This is a genomic window from Mycobacterium sp. NPDC003449 (assembly GCF_053588415.1).
On sequence record NZ_JBSFPX010000201.1, the window covers coordinates 1 to 12,709 of the forward strand.

At 67.2% G+C, this 12,709-nt stretch carries 15 protein-coding genes; 9 read left to right on the forward strand and 6 right to left on the reverse strand.

What is annotated here, in order from left to right:
- Both ACWDTP_RS32645 and ACWDTP_RS32650 read left to right on the forward strand, forming a co-directional pair.
- On the forward strand, positions 1-990 hold a 990-nt coding region (locus tag ACWDTP_RS32645; protein ID WP_450027361.1), incomplete at its 5' end, for a hypothetical protein.
- Positions 987-1,157 (forward strand): hypothetical protein, encoded by a 171-nt coding sequence (locus ACWDTP_RS32650; RefSeq protein ID WP_450027362.1) that lies wholly within the window; start codon positions 987-989, stop codon positions 1,155-1,157. The genes ACWDTP_RS32645 and ACWDTP_RS32650, both read left to right, overlap by 4 nt.
- Before the next feature lie 67 nt (positions 1,158-1,224).
- On the opposite strand, the gene ACWDTP_RS32655 is transcribed toward ACWDTP_RS32650, so the two are convergent.
- Together ACWDTP_RS32655 and ACWDTP_RS32660 are read right to left on the reverse strand one after the other, a co-directional pair.
- A complete protein-coding gene (locus ACWDTP_RS32655; RefSeq protein ID WP_450027363.1) occupies positions 1,225-3,012 on the reverse strand; it encodes an FAD-linked oxidase C-terminal domain-containing protein in 1,788 nt (595 codons plus the stop codon).
- Positions 3,013-3,041: 29 nt separating this feature from the next.
- Entirely contained in the window at positions 3,042-4,193 is a 1,152-nt protein-coding gene (locus ACWDTP_RS32660) for a pyridoxal-phosphate-dependent aminotransferase family protein (protein ID WP_450027364.1), read from the reverse strand.
- Between the two features lie 270 nt (positions 4,194-4,463).
- Between ACWDTP_RS32660 and ACWDTP_RS32665 the strand changes: the two genes are divergently transcribed.
- The 3 genes from ACWDTP_RS32665 to ACWDTP_RS32675 are packed head-to-tail and all read left to right on the forward strand — an operon-like array spanning position 4,464 to position 7,819.
- Positions 4,464-5,843 (forward strand): SLC13 family permease, encoded by a 1,380-nt coding sequence (locus ACWDTP_RS32665; RefSeq protein ID WP_450027365.1) that lies wholly within the window; start codon positions 4,464-4,466, stop codon positions 5,841-5,843.
- Positions 5,844-5,849: 6 nt separating this feature from the next.
- A complete protein-coding gene (locus tag ACWDTP_RS32670; RefSeq protein WP_450027366.1) occupies positions 5,850-7,049 on the forward strand; it encodes a CaiB/BaiF CoA transferase family protein in 1,200 nt (399 codons plus the stop codon).
- Positions 7,046-7,819 carry an enoyl-CoA hydratase/isomerase family protein gene (locus tag ACWDTP_RS32675; RefSeq protein WP_450027367.1) on the forward strand — a complete coding sequence of 258 codons (774 nt, stop codon included), beginning with the start codon at positions 7,046-7,048 and terminating at the stop codon, positions 7,817-7,819. The genes ACWDTP_RS32670 and ACWDTP_RS32675 overlap by 4 nt, the downstream gene beginning before the upstream one ends.
- A gap of 3 nt (positions 7,820-7,822) precedes the next feature.
- On the opposite strand, the gene ACWDTP_RS32680 is transcribed toward ACWDTP_RS32675, so the two are convergent.
- Positions 7,823-8,587 carry an IclR family transcriptional regulator gene (locus ACWDTP_RS32680; RefSeq protein WP_450027368.1) on the reverse strand — a complete coding sequence of 255 codons (765 nt, stop codon included), beginning with the start codon at positions 8,585-8,587 and terminating at the stop codon, positions 7,823-7,825.
- An 89-nt stretch (positions 8,588-8,676) separates the two neighbouring features.
- On the reverse strand, positions 8,677-9,276 hold the full coding sequence (locus ACWDTP_RS32685; RefSeq protein WP_450027369.1) for a TetR/AcrR family transcriptional regulator: 600 nt from the start codon (positions 9,274-9,276) through the stop codon (positions 8,677-8,679).
- Between the two features lie 14 nt (positions 9,277-9,290).
- Here ACWDTP_RS32685 and ACWDTP_RS32690 point away from each other — a divergent pair, with 14 nt between their 5' ends.
- The gene (locus tag ACWDTP_RS32690; RefSeq protein WP_450027370.1) at positions 9,291-9,749 is read left to right on the forward strand and encodes a DUF6463 family protein; all 459 of its coding nucleotides are present in this window, start codon (positions 9,291-9,293) and stop codon (positions 9,747-9,749) included.
- Here ACWDTP_RS32690 and ACWDTP_RS32695 read toward each other — a convergent pair.
- Positions 9,686-10,417 (reverse strand): HNH endonuclease family protein, encoded by a 732-nt coding sequence (locus ACWDTP_RS32695; RefSeq protein ID WP_450027371.1) that lies wholly within the window; start codon positions 10,415-10,417, stop codon positions 9,686-9,688. The two genes, ACWDTP_RS32690 and ACWDTP_RS32695, sit on opposite strands and share 64 nt — an antisense overlap.
- 64 nt (positions 10,418-10,481) lie before the next feature.
- On the opposite strand from ACWDTP_RS32695, the gene ACWDTP_RS32700 reads away from it, so the two are divergent.
- From ACWDTP_RS32700 to mscL, 3 genes are all read left to right on the forward strand, one after another.
- The gene (locus tag ACWDTP_RS32700; RefSeq protein ID WP_450027372.1) at positions 10,482-10,823 is read left to right on the forward strand and encodes an FmdB family zinc ribbon protein; all 342 of its coding nucleotides are present in this window, start codon (positions 10,482-10,484) and stop codon (positions 10,821-10,823) included.
- Positions 10,824-10,893: 70 nt separating this feature from the next.
- Positions 10,894-11,562: an SAF domain-containing protein gene (locus ACWDTP_RS32705; protein ID WP_450027373.1), complete on the forward strand. Its 669-nt coding sequence runs from the start codon at positions 10,894-10,896 to the stop codon at positions 11,560-11,562.
- A gap of 171 nt (positions 11,563-11,733) precedes the next feature.
- A complete protein-coding gene (gene mscL, locus ACWDTP_RS32710) occupies positions 11,734-12,162 on the forward strand; it encodes a large-conductance mechanosensitive channel protein MscL (RefSeq protein ID WP_450027374.1) in 429 nt (142 codons plus the stop codon).
- Between the two features lie 86 nt (positions 12,163-12,248).
- On the opposite strand, the gene ACWDTP_RS32715 is transcribed toward mscL, so the two are convergent.
- Positions 12,249-12,709: MspA family porin (locus ACWDTP_RS32715; protein WP_450027375.1), on the reverse strand; the 461-nt coding region annotated here is incomplete at its 5' end.

Genomic DNA, 12,709 nt, shown 5'->3' on the forward strand with positions numbered 1-12,709 from the left:
GAGCCGCGCACCCGCAAGGTCCCTCACACCGTCAACGGCGACACCCGCATGGTCGACGAGGAGTACAACGTCACCGTCCCCGTGCCGCCCCGCGACTGGGACCACACCGTCCTCACCGGCGTCCAGGCCGGCGCCGCCGCGTTCGTCGCCGCGTCCGTCGCCTGGACCACCGCCAACGTCGGCGACCTCCTGTCCAACACCGTCCCGGCGTTCGTCGCCTACCCGGTCGCCGTCGGCTACGACGCCCCGTGGGTCGGCTGCATGGCCCTGGAATGGCTCGCCCGCTACGACGCCGACCGGGCCCGCGCGCCCCGCATCGCCGGGCACATCGCCCTCGGGATCGCCATGGCCGCGGTCATCGTCCACGGCTTCGTCACCGGAGCCGAGGCAGCCGGCATCGTCGGCGCGGTCATCTCGGCTCTGGCCAAGGGCTTCTGGACGCTCGTGATGCGGCACACCGCCCGGCCGCTCGACAGTCGGACGCAACAGTGGCTGCTCCAGCGGCGAGGCGAGGTCGGTGCCCGGCTGGCTCTCTCTGGCGAGCTGCGGCAGTTGGCGCGTGTCGAGGCACAGCACGCCGCCTTGCTGGCCTCGTCCGGACACCCGGACCAGGGCAGCCCGGACACGGACCAGGGCGAGGACCCCGGACAGCAGGACAGCCTGTCCGGCCCGGCACGAAAGATGATCCTCGCCCGCGCCACTTCGCTCCCGGACGCGACCGCCGAGGAGATCACCGCCCACCTCGCCAAGCACGGCATCACCGTCACCCCGGACGCCGTCCGGACAGTGCTGGACAGCAGGTCAGACGACACAGTCCGCCCCCTGCGCCCCGCTGTCCCAACCATCACGGACACGGTCAACAAGGCAGTCCGGGACGGGCTGGACAGGGAGGAGACCCTGGCCGCTGTCCAGGCTGTCCACGGGAAGCAGGTCCCCCGGGAGACCGTGGTCCGGCTCATCAACCGCGAGCTGAAGCGGACCGCGTCGTGACGACCGCCGCCGCCCTGCTCGTCGCCGTCGCCATGGCCGCCGCACTCGCCGTCACCATCTGGCCCCGCCGCGCCTCCACCGCGACCGCCCGGACCGTACTCACCGCCCTCGTCACCGCCTCCGCCGCCATCACCCTCGCCGTCATCGCCACGGCCCACATCCGCTAAGGACCACCCGTGCAGTACGTCACCATCGGCGGTGTCACCGTCGGCATCTGCATCCTCATCCACCACCTCATCCACTGGTGGCGTGTTCCTCCTCGCGGGTGGCGATGTAGGACGGGCACATCACCCCCGTGGTGCTCTTGCGGCACTGGCCGATGTTCATGCACCGGTCGGCGGCGCCCCGCATGCCGCCGAGAACCTCGAAGTCCAGCCGGGTCCGAAGCAGCGGCGCCGGAGCCAGTTTGGCGTCGCGCAGGTTGTCCGTCATCGACGGGGCATCGACGATCTTGCCCGGGTTCATCCGCTGGTCGGGGTCGAACAGCCGCTTCACATCGCGCATCGCCTCGTACAGCTCGTCGCCGAAGATCTCCCGGTTGAACTCGCTTCGGGCCAGTCCGTCGCCGTGCTCGCTGGAGTTCGCTCCGCCGAATTCGGTGACGAGGTCCTTGATGCGTTCGGCGACGGCCCGCATCCGGACGATCTCCTCGGGTTTGGCGAGGTCGACGAACGGGCGGATGTGCAGGCAGCCCACCGAACAGTGGCCGTAGAAACCCGCGTTCATCTGATATTCGTCGAGGATCTCGGCGAACCGGGCGGTGTACTCGGCCAACACCTCCGGCGGTACGGCGGTGTCCTCGATGAAGGCCAGCGGCCGGTTCGAGCCCTCGCTGGCCGCCATCAGCAGGCCGAGGCTCGACTTGCGGACCTTCAGCAGATCCTTCTGCTGCTCTTTGGTTTCCAGCCGCAGGGTGTGATAGCCGTGGCCATTACGCTGCCACAGGTCGATCAGGGCGTCGAGATCGTGCAGCACCTTGTCGTGGTCGTCGCCGGCGAACGAGACGAACAGCAGCGCCGCGGGATCACCGACCAGCACCTCCCCCAGCCCGGCGAAGTCGATCCGCTGCCGGGACAGGTCCAGAATGGTCTTGTCCATCAGCTCCACCTGCGCGGGGTCACACGACAACGCGTCGGTGGTGGCTTCGATGGCCTGCTGGGTGGTGCCGAAATGCCCTACCGCATAGACCGTATGGCCCGGTTTGGGGACCAGGTCGACCTCTACTTCGGTGGCGATCACCAAGGTGCCCTCGCTGCCGACCACGAACTTGGCCAGGTCGAACGGCCCCGAGGTATCGGCGAGCCGGTCCAGGCGGTAGCCACCGGCCCGCCGCCAGAACGGCGGGAAACCGGTCGCTATCGCCTCGGCGTTCTTCTCCACCAGCCTGGGCAGATCGCGATACAGCGCACCTTCCAGCGTCGACGGCGCCGCACGGGCGCTGCGTTCGTCCTCGTCCACCGGCCCGAAATGCGCCAGGGAGCCGTCGGAGAGCACGACGTCCATCTCGCGGATGTGGTCGATCGTCATACCGAAACGCAGCGAACCGCTCCCGGCGGAATTGTTGCCGAGCATGCCGCCGATGGTGGCGCGGTTACTCGTCGAGGTGTCGGGTCCGAACATCAGGCCGTAGGGCGCCGCGGCGTCGTTGAGATCATCCTGGACCACACCCACCTGTACCCGGGCCACCCGGCGCTCGGGATCGATGTCGATGATCTCGCGCATATGCCGGGAGCAGTCGATGACGATGCCCGCGCCGATCGTCTGGCCGGCCAGGCTGGTGCCCGCGCCCCTGGCCGTCACGCTCAACCCGTGCGCCGCCGCGATTCGTACCGTGGCGGCGACGTCGGCGGTGTGTTTGGGGAACACGACGCATACGGGTTCGATGGAGTACATACTCGCGTCCCGGGAGAACAGGTGGCGCGAGTAGGCGTCCGCGGCGACCTCGCCGTCGAGGGCGGCCGTCAACCTCTCGATCAGTGTCGCCGATTCCGCCCTTGGTGGCTGGACCTCGCTGATGGCCATTTGCGTTGCCTCGCTTCGCCTTACGCTACCTACTTCTCGAGCAGTTCCAGGGCCGCCATGATGCCGTCCTGTTTGATCGGGACCCCGGCGAGGTTGAGCCCCATCTGGACGCCACCGAGGGTCCCGACCAGGGTGAGGTCGTTGAAGTGACCCAGGTGGCCGATGCGGAAGACCCGGCCCGCGAGTTTGGACAGCCCGGTCCCCAGGGACATGTCGAACCGGTCCAGGATGATCGAGCGGATCTGATCGGCGTCGACGTTCTCGGGCACCAGCACCGCGGTCAGCGATCCGGAATGCTCACGTTCGTCGAGGCAGAGCACCTCAAGTCCCCACGCCCGCACCGCCGCCCGGGTGGCTGCGGCGTGCCGCTGGTGCCGGGCGAACACCTGGGGCAGGCCCTCGTCGTAGAGCATCTGCAGGGCGACTTCGAGTCCGTAGAGCAGATTGGTCGCCGGCGTGTACGGCCAGAACCCGTTGGCATTGGCAGCCAGGATGGGAGTCCAATCCCAATACGATTTGGGCAGTTTCGACGATTTGTGGGCCTCAAGGGCCTTGTCCGACACGGCGTTGAAGCTCAGGCCCGGTGGCAGCATCAGGCCTTTCTGCGATCCGGAAACCGTCACGTCGACCTTCCACTCGTCGTGGCGGTAGTCGATGGATCCCAATGAGGAGATGGTGTCCACCAGCAGCAGCGCGGGGTGCGCCGCGGCGTCCATGGCCGCGCGTACCTCGGCGATCCGGCTCGTCACCCCGGTCGAGGTTTCGTTGTGCACACAGCACACCGCCTTGATCTCGTGGTTGCGGTCGGCCTGCAGCTTTTCCGCGACCAGGGCGGGGTCGACGCCGTGGCGCCAGTCGCCGGGGACGAAGTCGACGGTCAGGCCGAGTTCCTCGGCCATCGCGCGCCACAGGGTGGCGAAATGTCCGGTCTCGAAGCAGAGCACCCGGTCGCCGGGGCTCAGGGTGTTGACCAGTGCGGCCTCCCAGGCGCCGGTGCCGGACGCCCCGTAGATCACCACCGGGTTGGTGGTGCCGAAGACGGGTTTGATCTGTTCGAGCAGGCGTTTGCCCATCGCCTGGAACCGCGGGCCGCGGTGATCGATCGTCGGCGCCGCCATCGCGCGCAGCACCTCGTCGGGGCAGTTCGTCGGTCCGGGAATCTGCAGGAAATGACGGCCCATCACTCGTCCTTTCGATTCGCGCGACCCCACAGATCGCACAAACTGTCACGATGCGGAAAAGCTCTCTCGCTAGTCGATAATAGGGATACATTTGCCTACCGTCCAGACGGAGCTCACATCGGCGTGATCGTTGTGTCCCACATCACGATCAACCCTTGACGCGGTGCGTTCCACTGTGGAATGTTCTGTTCGACGGAAGAATATTTCCGTAATGCGGAAATTCTTCTGTCATCGGCAGTTTCACTATCCGATCTCTGACAGGACGGGCCCGTGTCACATGAGCTGATCTCGATACTGGTACTGGTGGCGGTCTTCTTGATCGCGACGGTGCTTCCGGTCCATATGGGAGCGCTGGCATTGATCGCGACATATCTGGTGGGCACGTTCGTGCTCGGCGAGGATCTGGACGCGATTCTCGGCGGATTTCCCGCCGATCTCTTCATGATTCTGGTGGGTATCACCTATCTGTTCGCACTCGCGGCCGACAACGGGACGGTCGATTACATCGTCGAGAAAGCGGTCAGATCCGTCGGCGGCCGCGTCGCGCTGATTCCCTGGGTGATGTTCTTCGTCACCGGCGCCCTCACCGCGGTCGGCGCCGTCGTACCCGGATCCGTCGCGATCATCGCGCCGATCGCGATGGGCTTCGCGCGGCGCTACGGCATCCGCACGGTGCTCATGGGTCTGATGGTCATCAACGGCGCCAGCGCCGGCGGATTCTCACCGTTGAGCATCTTCGGCGGAATCGTCAACGGTGTCGTCGTGCGCAACGACCTGCCCGGCAATCCCCTGCTGCTGTTCGCCTGCACCGCGGTGTTCAACATCGCGCTCGGTGTCGTGGTGTTCTTCCTCTTCGGCGGGCGACGGCTCTTCGGCATGGTCGACCGCGGCGACGGGATCGCGATTCGCAACGGCGACAACGGCAGTGTTGGCAGTGGCGGCGGCTCCCCGACCGGTACACCGCCCGGACCGGGCGGCGGGACCGGCCCGACGGCGACCGCCGTCAAAACCGCGCCCGCCCCCAGCGGAACCGCCACGGTGGCCGAGGTCGCGCTCGACCGGGCCCGCATCATCACCCTCGGCGGAATCGCCGCCCTGGCGGTCTCGGTGCTGTTCTTCGGTGCGGACGTGGGCTTCACCTCGCTGCTGGTCGCGGTCGTGGTCTCGCTGTTCTCACCCAAGATCAACAAGGGGGCGATCAACAAGATCGCCTGGCCCACAGTGCTGTTGATCTGCGGCATCGTCACCTATGTCTCGATGATGGACCGGATCGGCACCATCGACTGGCTGGGCAACGGGGTCGCCGACATCGGCGTTCCACTGTTGTCGGCATTCCTGATCTGCCTGATCGCCGCCCTGGTGTCGGCGTTCGCCTCCACCACCGGCATTCTGGGGGCGCTGATCCCGATGGCGGTCCCGTTCCTGCTGTCGGGCCAGATCGGCCCGGTGTCGATGATCATCGCGCTGGCCATCTCCGCATCGGTGGTCGACTCCAGCCCGTTCTCCACCTCCGGTGCCCTGGTGGTGGCCAGCTCGACCGACGATGAGCGCGACAAGATCTTCCGTCAGCTCAACATCTGGGGATTCTCCATGGTCCTGATCGCCCCGATCCTCACCTGGTTGATCTTCATCCTTCCCGGGTGGAGCTGAGACCGGATGCCTACCAGCCTTCCCCTCAGTGGCGTCCGGGTCCTGGACTTCAGCCAGGTCATGGCCGGCCCGTACGCCACCATGCTGCTCGCCGACCTGGGCGCGGATGTCGTCAAAATCGAGCCCCCACAAGGCGATCAGACGCGTTCGTCGATGGGCTTCAAGATGAAGGGGCCCGACAGCATGGGCTTCCTCAACATGAACCGCAACAAGCGCAGCGTGACGCTCAACCTCAAGACCACCGCGGGCCGCGAGGTGTTCCACAAGCTCGTCGAGACCGCCGACATCCTGGTCGAGAACTACCGCCCCGGGGTGGTGAAAAAGCTGGGCGTCGACTACGAGACGCTGAAAGGGGTCAATCCCGAGCTGATCTACGCCTCGATCTCGGGGTTCGGTCAGACCGGGCCGTGGGCGGACCGGCCCGGCTTCGATCTGATGGCCCAGGCGATGTCGGGGGTCATGAGCGTCACCGGCCATCCCGGTATGCCACCGGTGAAGGCCGGGGTCCCGGTGGCCGATATCGGCTGTGCCCTGTTCGCGACCTATGCGATCCTCAGCGCGTATATCGGTCGCCGCAACAGCGGCCAGGGGCAGTACATCGATGCATCCCTCTTCGAAGCGGCGCTGGCCTTTTCGATATGGGACACCTCGGAGTACTGGGGTACCGGCAAGGTTCCGACACCGGTCGGCACCTCGAACAAGATGAGCGCGCCGTACCAGGCCGTCAAGGCCGAGGACGGCTACTTCGTCATGGGTGCGACCAACGACAAGCTCTGGATCCAACTGTGCGAGCAGATCGGCAGGCCGGACCTGCTCGCCGACGAGCGCTTCAGCGACAATCCCGGCCGCCTGAAACACCGCGAAGCACTGATCGCGGCGCTCGAGGAGACCTTCGCCACCAAGACCTCGGGGGAATGGGTCGCCGAACTGCTGGCGGTGGGCATCCCGGCGGGCAGGATGAGCACCTATCCGGAGGCGTTCGAGAGCGAGCACGGTCGGCACCGGGAGATGCGCATCGAGATCCCCCATCCGATCGAGGGCACCGTGCCCAACATCGGCTTCCCGGTGAAGTTGACGGGCACACCACAGCAGATCCGCAGGCATCCACCGCTGCTCGGCGAACATACCGACAGCGTGGTTGCCGAGATCGGCTTCGGCGCCGCGGAAATCGACGATCTCAGGAGTCGGGGAGCGTTCGGCGGATGAGCGGCACCGTGCACTTTTCGGTCCACAACGGTGTCGGGTCGGTCATCTTCGACCGACCCGAGGCGCGCAACGCCATGACCTGGGAGATGTATGGCGCGCTCGGCGACGTCTGCAAGGACGTGGCGGACAACCCCGACGTCCGGGTCCTGACCCTGCGCGGTGCCGGCGACAAGGCGTTCATCGCGGGCACCGACATCGAACAATTCCGTGCCTTCGACGGCGGCAAGGACGGACTCGCCTACGAGAAGGTGATCGACGCCAGGGTCGGTGAGGTCGAACGACTGCCGGTGCCGACCATCGCGATCCTGAACGGGGCGACGATGGGCGGGGGCCTCGCGATCGCCGCGGCCTGCGATTTCCGCGTCGCCACGCCGACCGCCCGGTTCGGGGTTCCGATCGCCCGCACTCTCGGCAACTGCCTGTCGATGTCCAACACCGCCCGGGTGATCTCCGCATTCGGGCTAAACCGGGCCAAACGCATGCTGATGCTCGCGGAGATCATCGACGCCGGAGAGGCACACGAATGCGGATTCGTCACCGAGATCGCCGAGCCCGACGAACTCGAAACCCGGGTCGGCGCACTGGTCTCGACACTCTCGGACAATGCCCCGCTGACCATGCGGGTGGTCAAGGAAAGCGCCCGCAGGTTGCTCGCCGCGAATCTGCCCGACGGGGATGATCTGGTCGAGAAGTGTTATGGCAGTGACGACTTCAAGATCGGTGTGGAGGCGTTCCTGACCAAGCAGAAACCGATCTGGACGGGCGGGTGATCGCTACCGCGGTTCGCGCTGGAAATCCGCGCTGAGTTCCTGCGCGACGCGTTGCAGGACCGGAACGACGTGTTCGACCGCATCAAGGGTGACCCGTCCCCCTGGGCCGGATATCGAAATCGCGGTCAGGCTGGGCGTTTTCGGTACCGGTACCGAGAAACACCGCACGCCGATCTCCTGCTCGGCCTCGTCGATCGCGTAGCCGCGTTCACGGCTGCGGGCGAGTTCGGCGATCATGGCGTCGGCGTCGGTGATGGTGGTCTCGGTGAAGGAAGGCATCCCGGCGCGGTTCAGCAACTCCCGCACCGCGTCGTCGGGCATCTGCATGAGCAACGCCTTGCCGACACCGGTGCAATGGAGGTACACGCGGCGTCCCACCTCGGTGAACATCCGCATGGTGTGCGCCGAGGGCACCTGAGCGACATACACCGCCATGTTCACGTCCAACACCGCCATATTGGCCGTTTCGCCGATCTTCTCGACCAACTCGGCCAGATGGGTACGCGAGGACCGGCCGAACTGCTGGGTCGCGCTCTCACCCAGGCGGATCAACCGTGGCCCAAGGGCATACCGCCGGTTCTGCAGCTGCCGCACGTAGCCGCTGTTCAGCAGGGTCCGGATGAGGCGATGAATGGTGGGGATCGGCAGCCCGCAACGGTCCGATAGCTCGCTCACCCCGATCGGACCGCCGACCGAAGCCATGATCTCCAGAAGTTCGAAGCCCCGTTCGATCGACTGCACCCCACCCGTGCTCGCCTGCTTGGCCATGCTTCACGCTCCCGGATCGCCTACACCGGGAACACTATTTCACAAAGTGGATTAAAAACTTCATTTTGGGTATCAATGCGGTGCCCGGTTCACCGGGGCCGCAGGCCGGCGTCGAGGACGGCCATCACCCGCTCCGACAGCGCCGCGGCATCGGCCACCTGTCGCTCGCCGGCCGTCACGGCGATCCCGTGCATCATCAGGTGAATCGTGGTCGCGACGTCGTGGATGGGCAGATCGGCGATCTCACCGGCAGCGCGGGCGTCATACAGCGCGCCCTCGGCCTGTTGACGCAACCGGTCCTCGGCCTCGGCGAGCTCGGGATGGCGGGCCCGGTCGAACAGTTGCGGGCCCCGCATCAGCCGGTACAGCGCGGGTTCGGCGACCGCGAACTCGATGTAGACACACGTCATCCGGTGCAGGGTGGCGATGCCGGGCGGGCCATCGGCGCGGATCACGGCGGCCCGGCGGGTCAGGTCGTCGAAGCCTTCCGCGGCGACGGCGGCCAGCAGGGCCTGCTTGTCGGCGAAATGCCGGTAGGACGCCGCCGGTGAGACACCCGCCCTCGACCCGACCGCCCGCAGCGTCACCCCGGCTGCCCCGCCGTCGGCCAGCAGGGCCCGCGCCTCGGCGATCAGGGTGCGGCGCAGATCGCCGTGGTGATAGGTCTTGCGACCAGATGTGAACGTCATTAACATCCCCTAATGTGAACAACGGAAACATTACCGCGTGGGGTGGCCGCGTGGCCGTGGTCGGGGCGATCTTCCACGTCCTGAAGGCCGCCGACTCGCGCCGCTCCGCCTGGGCCCAGATTCACCGCGACGGGTGGATCGACACGCTGACGCTCAGACCGCGGCCCGATCAGCTGGCCGCATCCGAGGCGTTCTGGTTCAGCCCCGGCAGCTTCGGGGTGCCCTTCGGTCTGCTCGGCGCACTGATCCTGCGCCTGACCCGAAACGGGCAGCGGGTACCGGCCTGGCTGGGCTGGGCGATCGTGGTGTGGGGCGGCCTGATCGCCGTGGTGCTGCCACGGTCCGGGGCCTGGCCGATCATGACCGTCGGCGCCCTCATCGTCCTCGGCGACCGGCAGGGCGCTCCCGGTCAGCAGGCGTCGAGCACCCGCGCCATCGCATCCTTCTCCTTGGCCGAAACCCACAGCCGGTAGGCGTCTTTGACGATCACCTGGCGCGCCACGAACTCGCAGCGGAAGGCCGGGTTGGGCGGCAGCCAGCCGGCGGCATCGCGGAATGCCTTGTCGAAGTTGGGTTTTTCGCCCACCGCGAGCAGATTTCCCGGATCGTTGGCAAACTCCTTGCGGCGCTGCGGATCCCACTCACGCGCGCCTTTGTACCAGGCGTCCGACAGCGACACCAGATGATCGATCTGCACCGCACCCGAGGTCTTCGGGCCGCGGACGAAGGCGATGGCGGCACCGGTGTAGGGGTCGTGCAGCACCCCGCTCTGGGCGTAGCAGGTGCCCGGCCGCACCACCAGGTCGGCCAGGTCGCGGCGCAGGATGTCATCGCGGGTGTTGCAGCCGTTGCGACCGAACTCGACGCTCACGTCGTCGCTCCACACCTCGCCGAACCGGTGGCGGGCGTAGTCGGTATGCCGATCCCAGCCTTTGACCGGCAGCCCGGCCAGCAGGGCCCGCGCGGGCTCGTAGCCGGACGGCCCGGCCGAGGACAGCGGAGCGCCGGCGGACGGGGCAGGCGGCGGGCGCGTGCGGGCCACGACGAGCACGGCCGCCACCGCGAGCAGGACCACCAGCACCAGCAGTGCTCCCCGTCCGGCGCGCCGGCGCCGGCGGCCCGCGGGAATGACATGCCCCACATAGCGGTTCTAGCACTTGAGCCGGTAGAGTGCTAACAGTTTTCACCAACTCGGAGGTTTTTCCGTGCCTACCTATTCCTACGCGTGCACCGAGTGCGGCAATCGGTTCGACGCGGTGCAGGCGTTCAGCGACGATGCGCTGACCAGCTGCCCCAAGTGCTCCGGCAAGCTGCGCAAGCTGTTCGGCTCGGTGGGCGTGGTCTTCAAGGGCAGCGGTTTCTACCGCACCGACAACCGCGAGTCCGCCAAGAGCTCGTCCAACGGTTCGGCCAAGGGCTCCGAGGGCGGCTCGCCCGAGAAGTCGGACAAGCCGGCGAAGCCCGCGGAGAAGTCCTCGTCCTCGGACAGCTCGTCGAGCAGCTCGTCGTCGAGCAGCTCCGCTCCGGCGGCCGCCGCCTCCAGCTGACCCACCGGGTTATCCACAGGCCGGCGATTTCCCCGTTCTGACCGGGCGCTCGGGCGCATAGCGTTGCGCCATGGCCGAATCCCTCAATCCGCCGGCCCTGCGCCGGCTCACCGCAGCGCTGCGGCCCGACTGGAGCCGCACCGTGGCCGCGCGCCGGGCCGCCGCGGCGGCCCTGGTGGTGTTGGCCGGGATCGCCGCGGTGCGCTCCGACCCGCGCGGTGACTTCACCGATATCGCGGTGGCGGCACGCGATCTGGCGCCGGGCGCCGAGCTGACCGCCGAGGACATCCGGCTGGAGAGCCGCAGCGTCACGACCGTGCCCGACGGCGCCAAGACCGAGGTCTCGGCGGTCGTGGGCGCCACCTTGGCCGGGCCGGCCCGGCGCGGCGAGGTGCTCACCGATGTGCGTCTGCTCGGGCCGCGGCTGGCCGAATCCGCCGCGGGTCCCGACGCCAGGATCGTGCCGCTGCAATTGGCCGACACCGCGCTGCTGGACATGATCCGGGCCGGGGATGTCGTGGACGTCCTGACCGTGCGCCAGGATCCCGCTGGGCCCGCGGCACCGGCCGATCAGACCCGGCCCATCGTGGTGGCCACCGACGCCGTGGTGGTCCTGGTCTCCGAACGCCCCAAGGGCGTCGGCAGTGAGCGGGTCGCCCTCGTGGCGTTGCCGGCCCGGTCGGCCAACGACGTGGCGGCGGCCAGCCTGGCCAAGGCCCTCACCCTGACCATTCACTGAGCGGGCCGCTTCAGGCGGCTCAGCTGCACCCCGTCGGCGATCTCGTCGTTGCCGGGCGTCACCGAACTGCCGCCAAGAAGTTAACGACCGAAACCGGTTCCCGCGTGTCGAAAACGGTTATGTTCGCCCTGTTGGGCCAATTCACCCGTCAACCGCGGAAAGGGTCTTCGCATGTTAAAAGGCTTCAAAGAATTCATGATGCGCGGCAACATCGTCGACCTGGCAGTCGCCGTGGTCATCGGCACCGCGTTCACCGCACTCGTCACCAAGTTCACCGACAGCATCATCACCCCGCTGATCAACCGGATCGGCGCGGGCGGCGAGTCCGACTACGGCATCCTGCGCATCGGTATCGGCGGCGGGCAGGCCATCGACCTGAACATCCTGCTCTCGGCGATCATCAACTTCCTGCTGATCGCCCTGGTGGTCTACTTCCTCATCGTGATGCCCTACAACGCGTGGCGTAACCGCAGCCCCGCGCCGGAGCCCGATGCCACCGAGCAGGAGCTGCTCACCCAGATCCGCGATCTGCTCGCCGAGGCCAACAACGGCGACACCGGCAGCCACAGCACCGGCGCCCACAGCAGCCCCCGCGAGTAGTCCCCGGCACCGAACGCGAAGAAACAGCCCCCGGACGGGATCCGGGGGCTGTTTCCTTGCCTGGGACGAGCTAGACGTTCATGTCCTCAGTTCATGTTCCAGGGCTCGCCGTAGGTGGTGACGCTGTCACCGGTCGAGGCGATCAGACGGGCGAAGGGACGCAGCAGCACACCGCCGGCCGCACCGGTCACGGTGCCGTGGGCGTTGGAGACCGCCACGCCACCGTTCGCACCCTTGACGTCAACCGAGAAGGTGGCGACTTCCTGGATGCCGGGGCCGTTGCCCAGGTCGGCCGAGATCGAGACGCCGGGGAACAGGTTCGGGGTGATGACCGAGTTGAACGGGTCGAGGCCGGACAGGTTGCCGTCGTCGATCAGGATGTTGGGAGTGGTGTAGCTGAAGTTGATGCCGACGCCCAGCGACCACGGGAAACCGATCTGATAGCCCAGTTCGAGGGTGCCCTCGAACTCATCGGCGCCGGGCCCGGCAACGATGTACTTGGCGCGACCGGAATGGAACCACTCACGGGTCAGGCGGTTGCGGTCGC

Bases quoted from the DNA above. Each gene is read 5' to 3' on its own strand.
- ACWDTP_RS32655 (WP_450027363.1), bottom strand. From the start codon at position 3,012: ATGGCCATCAGCGAGGTCCAGCCACCAAGGGCGGAATCGGCGACACTG.
- ACWDTP_RS32670 (WP_450027366.1), top strand. From the start codon at position 5,850: ATGCCTACCAGCCTTCCCCTCAGTGGCGTCCGGGTCCTGGACTTCAGC.
- mscL (WP_450027374.1), top strand. From the start codon at position 11,734: ATGTTAAAAGGCTTCAAAGAATTCATGATGCGCGGCAACATCGTCGAC.
- ACWDTP_RS32675 (WP_450027367.1), top strand. From the start codon at position 7,046: ATGAGCGGCACCGTGCACTTTTCGGTCCACAACGGTGTCGGGTCGGTC.
- ACWDTP_RS32705 (WP_450027373.1), top strand. From the start codon at position 10,894: ATGGCCGAATCCCTCAATCCGCCGGCCCTGCGCCGGCTCACCGCAGCG.
- ACWDTP_RS32685 (WP_450027369.1), bottom strand. From the start codon at position 9,276: ATGACGTTCACATCTGGTCGCAAGACCTATCACCACGGCGATCTGCGC.
- ACWDTP_RS32680 (WP_450027368.1), bottom strand. From the start codon at position 8,587: ATGGCCAAGCAGGCGAGCACGGGTGGGGTGCAGTCGATCGAACGGGGC.
- ACWDTP_RS32660 (WP_450027364.1), bottom strand. From the start codon at position 4,193: ATGGGCCGTCATTTCCTGCAGATTCCCGGACCGACGAACTGCCCCGAC.